The sequence below is a fragment of the Calyptranema fuscum S582 genome, from assembly GCF_055793305.1.
Genome location: NZ_JBSLYH010000034.1, coordinates 83,124 through 89,728 on the forward strand (window position 1 = coordinate 83,124; position 6,605 = coordinate 89,728).

At 48.8% G+C, this 6,605-nt stretch carries 4 protein-coding genes and 1 pseudogene; 3 read left to right on the plus strand and 2 right to left on the minus strand.

All coding sequences use genetic code 11. From position 1 onward, the window contains the following. Window positions 1–50 precede the first annotated feature (50 nt). Together ACR6Z4_RS21375 and ACR6Z4_RS21380 are read right to left on the minus strand one after the other, a co-directional pair. Window positions 51–533: a PIN domain-containing protein gene (locus ACR6Z4_RS21375; protein WP_479719347.1), complete on the minus strand. Its 483-nt coding sequence runs from the start codon at window positions 531–533 to the stop codon at window positions 51–53. Further along, window positions 517–771, minus strand: a complete 255-nt coding sequence (locus ACR6Z4_RS21380; protein WP_479719348.1) for a UPF0175 family protein — start codon at window positions 769–771, stop codon at window positions 517–519. The genes ACR6Z4_RS21375 and ACR6Z4_RS21380 overlap by 17 nt, the downstream gene beginning before the upstream one ends. Before the next feature lie 309 nt (window positions 772–1,080). Here ACR6Z4_RS21380 and nifJ point away from each other — a divergent pair, with 309 nt between their 5' ends. From nifJ to ACR6Z4_RS21395, 3 genes and pseudogenes are all read left to right on the plus strand, one after another. Beyond that, window positions 1,081–4,821, plus strand: a complete 3,741-nt coding sequence (gene nifJ, locus ACR6Z4_RS21385) for a pyruvate:ferredoxin (flavodoxin) oxidoreductase (RefSeq protein ID WP_479719349.1) — start codon at window positions 1,081–1,083, stop codon at window positions 4,819–4,821. Window positions 4,822–5,038: 217 nt separating this feature from the next. Next, window positions 5,039–6,064 (plus strand): dihydroorotate dehydrogenase-like protein, encoded by a 1,026-nt coding sequence (locus ACR6Z4_RS21390; RefSeq protein ID WP_479719350.1) that lies wholly within the window; start codon window positions 5,039–5,041, stop codon window positions 6,062–6,064. Window positions 6,065–6,257: 193 nt separating this feature from the next. Next, a pseudogene (locus tag ACR6Z4_RS21395) lies at window positions 6,258–6,605 on the plus strand (hypothetical protein); the annotation flags it as partial.

The window sequence follows — 6,605 nt, forward strand, 5'->3', positions numbered from 1 at the left end:
ATTTGAATCTGAGAACCATATTCTTCGTATCCTTTTGTATTAAATTTGTTCTACTGGGTCAAGATTTGAGCTAATAATTCTGGTGCAATCCGGAATCCAGCTTTATCTACGAGATTGTCAATTACAGGTTGTAAAGCTTCGATTTCACCTCGTTGCTTAGCCCGAAGTAAAATTCCTAGAATTCCCGTTACATTCAACCCTAAAGATTTCGCCACCTTTCTACCTTCACGTTCATCTAAAAGCGTCCAATCTGCTTCAAGCTCAATGGCAAGGGCGATCGCTTCAGCCTCTCCTCGATCCAATGTCTGCTTCAGAAGTTGAGCAAAGGTTTCATTACTTACCTTCTGGCTTCGAATCCAACCCAATGTCATTGCCTCACGAATGGCTTGAGAACCAGGTCGCTCTTCATGGATTTTCAATTCGTCCAATACGGCACTTGGAATCAGAACCTCACCAAACTGCTGATTTAGACATTTAAGCTGATTGACGATCGCCAAATTTAGGATGGGTGACGTATTACTCACGACGGGCATAGGTTAAATCGTCATCTAATTCTGCAAAACCGTAATGCCTTACCACTCCACGAAGCGCAAGGAGTTTTCCAAATTCATAGATATCCATCTCAGCTAGTTCTCGTGCTTTACCAAAGGAGAGAATATCTTGCGTGTAAAGAGCAACAGCTAACTCCTTACGCAGTTCCGGTTCAATTCGCTGCTCAGGTAATCGAAGAGCTTGCACAATGGAGTCAGAGATTGAGATTTGCAGTCCCATCTTCACTCAAGGGTGTAACGATATTGTTTGTTACTATACATGATACACTCACAAACTGGACGTGATAGCATGCCCGGTTGAAGCTGGCTGACGAACCATCTCGGTGCATCTGCACACGTGATTTGCCACCTCTACCCGTGTATTTTATTCCTTAAGACTTTCTTTCGATTTACCGATCGTACCCTCGCAAGATCCTCACAATTGCGATCTAGATTCTAGATAGTGCAGCTTTTGAATGAGACAACATGTTCTCAATGAGTTCACTTCTGAAGCTGCAATGCACCTGAGAGACGCAAAGAGGATTCAACTATGCGATCGCCAATCTTTGCAACCGTCGATGGCAATGAAGCCGTTGCCCGTATTGCTTATCGTTTGAATGAAGTTATTGCTATCTATCCAATTACACCTGCTTCACCGATGGGTGAATGGGCGGATGCGTGGGCATCGGCTCAGCAATCCAATTTATGGGGTACGGTTCCTTCGATTGTTGAGTTGCAAAGCGAAGCTGGCGCGGCGGGAGCTGTACATGGGGCTTTGCAATCTGGATCGCTGACCACGACTTTTACGGCATCGCAGGGGTTGCTGTTAATGATCCCCAACCTCTACAAAATTGCGGGAGAACTGACTGCTGCGGTATTACATGTGGCAGCGCGATCGCTTGCGGCACAGGGTCTATCGATTTTTGGAGATCATAGCGATGTGATGGCAGTTCGGGCGACGGGCTGCGCGTTGTTGTGTTCGGCATCGGTGCAGGAGGCGCAGGATTTTGCTGCGATCGCCACACGTGCCACATTGGAATCGCGGATTCCGTTCTTACACTTTTTTGATGGGTTCCGTACGTCCCATGAAATTCAAAAAATTGAACTACTTGACGATGAAGAGTTACGCACCTATATTCCCAATGATCTGATTCTGGCGCATCGGGCACGGGCATTAACTCCTGACCGTCCCGTGATTCGGGGAACTGCACAAAACCCCGATGTTTACTTCCAGGCACGGGAAACAGTGAATCGGTATTACACCCTTTGTTCGGATATTGTGCAACAGGCGATGGATGAATTTGCTCGCCTCACCGGACGGCAATATCGTTTGTATGAATATTATGGCGATCCCCACGCTGAGCGGGTTGTAGTGTTGATGGGGTCGGGTTGTGAAGCAGCCCATGAAACAGTAGATGCCCTTAATGCTCAGGGCGAAAAAGTGGGTGTGCTGAAGCTGCGGCTTTATCGTCCGTTTGATACGTTGCAATTACTTCAGTCTATTCCGCAAAGTGTAAAGGCGATCGCTGTTTTAGATCGGTGCAAAGAATCGGGGAGTGCAGGCGAACCGCTGTATTTAGATATCGTCAATGCATTCCATGAAGCTCGTAGTCGTTCTGATTTACACGTCGTTGCGGCTGGGGAAGAGACAGCTTTAGAAGTAACGCCTCATCGATCGTTGCCGAATATTGTTGGGGGACGCTATGGTTTATCGTCGAAAGAATTTACCCCGGCAATGGTGAAAGCAGTGTTTGATAACCTGTCTCAGGTGAATCCGCTGAATCATTTCACTGTGGGTATTACCGATGATGTCACCTTTACGTCGCTAGAGGTTGATCCAACCTTTTCTACTGAGCCAGATAGTGTGGTTCGTGCCATCTTCTATGGTCTGGGTTCTGATGGAACCGTCGGGGCGAACAAAAACTCAATCAAGATCATTGGCGAAGAAACAGACAATTATGCTCAGGGCTACTTCGTCTATGACTCGAAAAAATCGGGTTCGGTCACGGTATCCCATCTGCGCTTTGGTCCGCAACCGATCCGGGCTACCTATTTGATCAACAGTGCTAATTTTGTCGCCTGTCACCAATGGGAATTTGTTGAAAAGTTTGATTTACTCAGTGCAGCGCAGCCAGGTAGTGTCCTATTAATCAACAGCCCCTTTAGCCCTACTGATAGCTGGCAGCATTTATCCCCTAGCTTGCAACAAGCCATTATTGCCAAGCACCTCAATGTCTATGTGATTGATGCGTCCCATGTGGCTCGTGAAGCCGGTATGGGTGGACATATCAATACGGTGATGCAAGTCTGCTTCTTTGCCGTTGCTGGCGTGCTACCCCGTGATGAAGCGATCGCACAAATCAAGACCTCGATCCGCAAGTCCTATAGCAAAAAGGGTGAAGCGGTGGTGCAGATGAATCTAAAAGCGGTCGATCAAACCCTGGAAAATCTGCATCAAGTCGATTACAACGCGTATCCCCAACCGGATGCCTCTGCCTCTGCTGCGCTTGCTTCACCCATCCCCGATACGGCTCCTGCGTTTATTCGTGAGGTATTGGGCAAGATGATGGCGCGGCAAGGGGATGAGTTGCCGGTGAGTGCCTTGCCGATTGATGGCACCTACCCCAGTGGGACGTCTCAATGGGAAAAACGCAATATTGCTGCCGATATTCCGGTGTGGGATCCAGATGTATGTGTGCAATGCGGTAAATGCGTCATGGTGTGTCCCCATGCCACGATTCGATCGAAAGTATATGAAGCAGAGCAATTAGCGCATGCCCCTGCAACGTTTAAATCGGCAGCTGCCAAAGATCACGATTGGACGAATCTAAAATTTACCATTCAAGTAGCCGCAGAAGACTGCACAGGCTGTGGGGTCTGCGTCAATGTGTGTCCGGCGAAGAATCGGGCAGAACCGCGTAAGAAAGCGATCAATATGGCACCGCAATTGCCCCTACGCGACCAGGAGCGGGAGAATTGGAACTTCTTTTTAGAGTTGCCCAATCCCGATCGCCGTTACTTGAATTTGCATAAAATTGCTCAACAGCAAATGCAAGAGCCGCTGTTTGAATTTTCTGGGGCGTGCGGTGGCTGCGGTGAAACCCCTTACTTAAAGCTGGTCACGCAATTATTTGGCGATCGCATGATGGTAGCAAATGCCACAGGCTGTTCCTCCATTTATGGTGGCAACCTACCGACTACACCGTGGACGCACAATGCGGCAGGACGGGGTCCTTCCTGGTCAAATTCGTTGTTTGAAGATAATGCAGAATTCGGTTTGGGGTTCCGCGTTTCGGTTGACAAACACAATCAGTATGCCAAAGAGTTGTTACAAGAATTATCGCTGGGGATGAATGGTAGTTCAGCATTACCGATTGATCTGGCTACGGCGATTCTCAATGCCCAACAAATCGATGAAGCGGATATCGTCGAACAGCGACAACGGGTTGCCGCTCTCAAAGAATGTTTAGATGATTGGTTGCGGGCCCTGGATGCTAGCGATCGCCCCCGTGTTACCGTTGGCACAGATGCGTCTGCCAATGCGTCAGAAACAATCGTCCAGCCCTTGCTGAGGAACAAACTGCTCAGCTTGCGATCGCTGGCTGACTACCTGGTGAAAAAGAGTATTTGGCTGATTGGGGGTGACGGTTGGGCGTATGACATTGGCTATGGCGGGTTAGATCACGTTCTTGCCAGCGGTCGCAATGTCAACATTTTGGTGCTCGATACCGAAGTCTATTCCAACACGGGCGGACAAATGTCAAAAGCCACGCCACGAGGAGCAGTTGCTAAATTTGCAGCAGGGGGTAAGCCTGCTCCCAAGAAAGACTTGGGCTTGATGGCAATGACCTATGGCAATGTCTATGTGGCGAGTGTGGCAATGGGGGCGCGGGATGAGCAAACGCTCAAAGCCTTCCTGGAAGCTGAATCCTATGAGGGACCCTCGTTGATCATTGCGTATTCTCACTGCATTGCTCATGGAATTGATATGCAAAGCGGTATGCAGCACCAAAAAGCAGCAGTAGAATCCGGTCGCTGGTTGCTCTATCGTTATGATCCGCGTCGTGCTGACCAGGGTGAAAATCCGTTGGTATTGGATTCGCGATCGCCCAAACTCAGTGTCGAACAGACGATGTATAACGAAAATCGCTTCAAGATGCTGACGCTGAGTAAACCAGAAGATGCCAAACAACTGATGCAACAAGCACAAATGGACGTTAATACCCGCTGGCAGATGTATCAATATCTGGCAGCACGCCACCCCTCATCATCTCATCCAGCACAAACCTGAAGGATACAGTGTCATGCCAATGTCTTAACCATCTTACCCAGGAGATAAGGGGGACAGAGTCCCCCGCCTCCTTGCTTTCAGCCTTTGTCGTGAGATTTTTAGGCATGGCTATCAGGACGGGTTTTGCCAATATCCTCCAGGTGCAAGCTCAGATCATTGGCAAACCCCGCCCCGTTTGGGCGATTTGTAATTGGGAATTCTCTAAGGAGAAATCATCATGGATTTAACGACGACCTACATGGGACTGGAATTGCGATCGCCTCTGGTCGTAGGGGCAGCGGCTCCCCTGACAGAAGATTTGGGCAATCTGATGCGGATGGAAGATGCCGGTGCCTCTGCTATTGTGTTGCATTCACTATTTGAAGAACAGATTGAAATGGATGCTTTAGAATTGCATCATCGCTTAAATCAGGGGGTGGAAAGCTATGCCGAATCGCTCACCTACTTTCCGGAACCGCAAATCTTTCATATCGGACCAGAACGCTATTTGAAGCATATTAACCGCGCCAAAGAATTGGTCAAAATCCCCATTATTGCCAGCATCAACGGCGCAACTCCGGGCGGCTGGATCGGGTATGCTCGCCAGATTGAGCAGGCTGGAGCCGATGCCCTGGAATTAAATCTGTACTCCATTCCGACTGATCTCGATCTCACCAGTGGCGAAATCGAACAGCAATATTTGGATGTCGTTCGTTCTGTCAGAGCGGCGGTGAATATTCCTTTTGCCGTCAAGCTCAGCCCCTACTTCACCAACCTGGCAAACATGGCGAAACGCTTGACCCTCGAAGGTGCGAATGGGTTGGTTTTGTTTAATCGTTTTTATCAACCCGATATTGATATTGAAGCGCTGGAAGTACGCCCGAATGTGTTACTCAGTACGCCTCAAGATATGCGGTTGCCCATGCGTTGGATTGCTATTTTATACGGACGAGTCAACGCAGATTTTGCCGCAACGGGGGGGATACAACACGGAATGGATGTGATTCGTATGTTAATGGCAGGTGCAAAAGTAACGATGATTGTCAGTTCACTCTTACGACACGGCATCGAACATTTACGCGATATTGAACGCGAACTATACAACTGGATGAACGAGAATGATTATGGTTCCGTTCATCAGTTGCAAGGTTGCATGAGCCAGCTCAATTGTCCTAACCCCAGCGAATTTGAACGGGTACAGTATATGAAGGCGATTCAAACCTTCCACCTGCCCACCCACTTGATGCATGAATCACTGTTGTAAACAGGGTTTCGTCCTGAATTTTAGATAGATTTTGCGCGGCTTAGTCTGTGCAAAATCTATCCAACTGCATAAGTCCTAGTAAACTATAGCAATTCTCAATTGTGTAAAGTACAAGTTGTTGTGTGAGAGCCGCGCTCAGCACGGCTCTCACACAACAACCGTAGTCTATCTAAGCGCGAAGCGCTACATGTCCATGAGATTTGTTGACGAATATCGGGATGCCCAACGGGTGCAAAAAGTTGCCGCAGAGATTGCGGCAATTACCACGCGCCCCTGGTCAATTATGGAAATTTGTGGCGGACAGACCCACGCCATCGTCAAATTTGGCATCGATACCCTTCTGCCAACCGAAATCACTCTGATTCATGGACCTGGGTGTCCCGTCTGCGTCACTTCCGCCGAGATCATTGACACAGCGATCGCCCTTGCCGGTCTGCCGAACGTAATCCTCTGCTCGTTTGGCGATATGTTACGGGTGCCAGGTTCCGGAGTCAGGGGAGATGGGCGTTGCCGTGAGCGTTGCCGAACGGGAGATGGGGGA

Bases quoted from the DNA above. Each gene is read 5' to 3' on its own strand.
- ACR6Z4_RS21375 (WP_479719347.1), bottom strand. From the start codon at position 533: ATGCCCGTCGTGAGTAATACGTCACCCATCCTAAATTTGGCGATCGTC.
- ACR6Z4_RS21380 (WP_479719348.1), bottom strand. From the start codon at position 771: ATGGGACTGCAAATCTCAATCTCTGACTCCATTGTGCAAGCTCTTCGA.
- nifJ (WP_479719349.1), top strand. From the start codon at position 1,081: ATGCGATCGCCAATCTTTGCAACCGTCGATGGCAATGAAGCCGTTGCC.
- ACR6Z4_RS21390 (WP_479719350.1), top strand. From the start codon at position 5,039: ATGGATTTAACGACGACCTACATGGGACTGGAATTGCGATCGCCTCTG.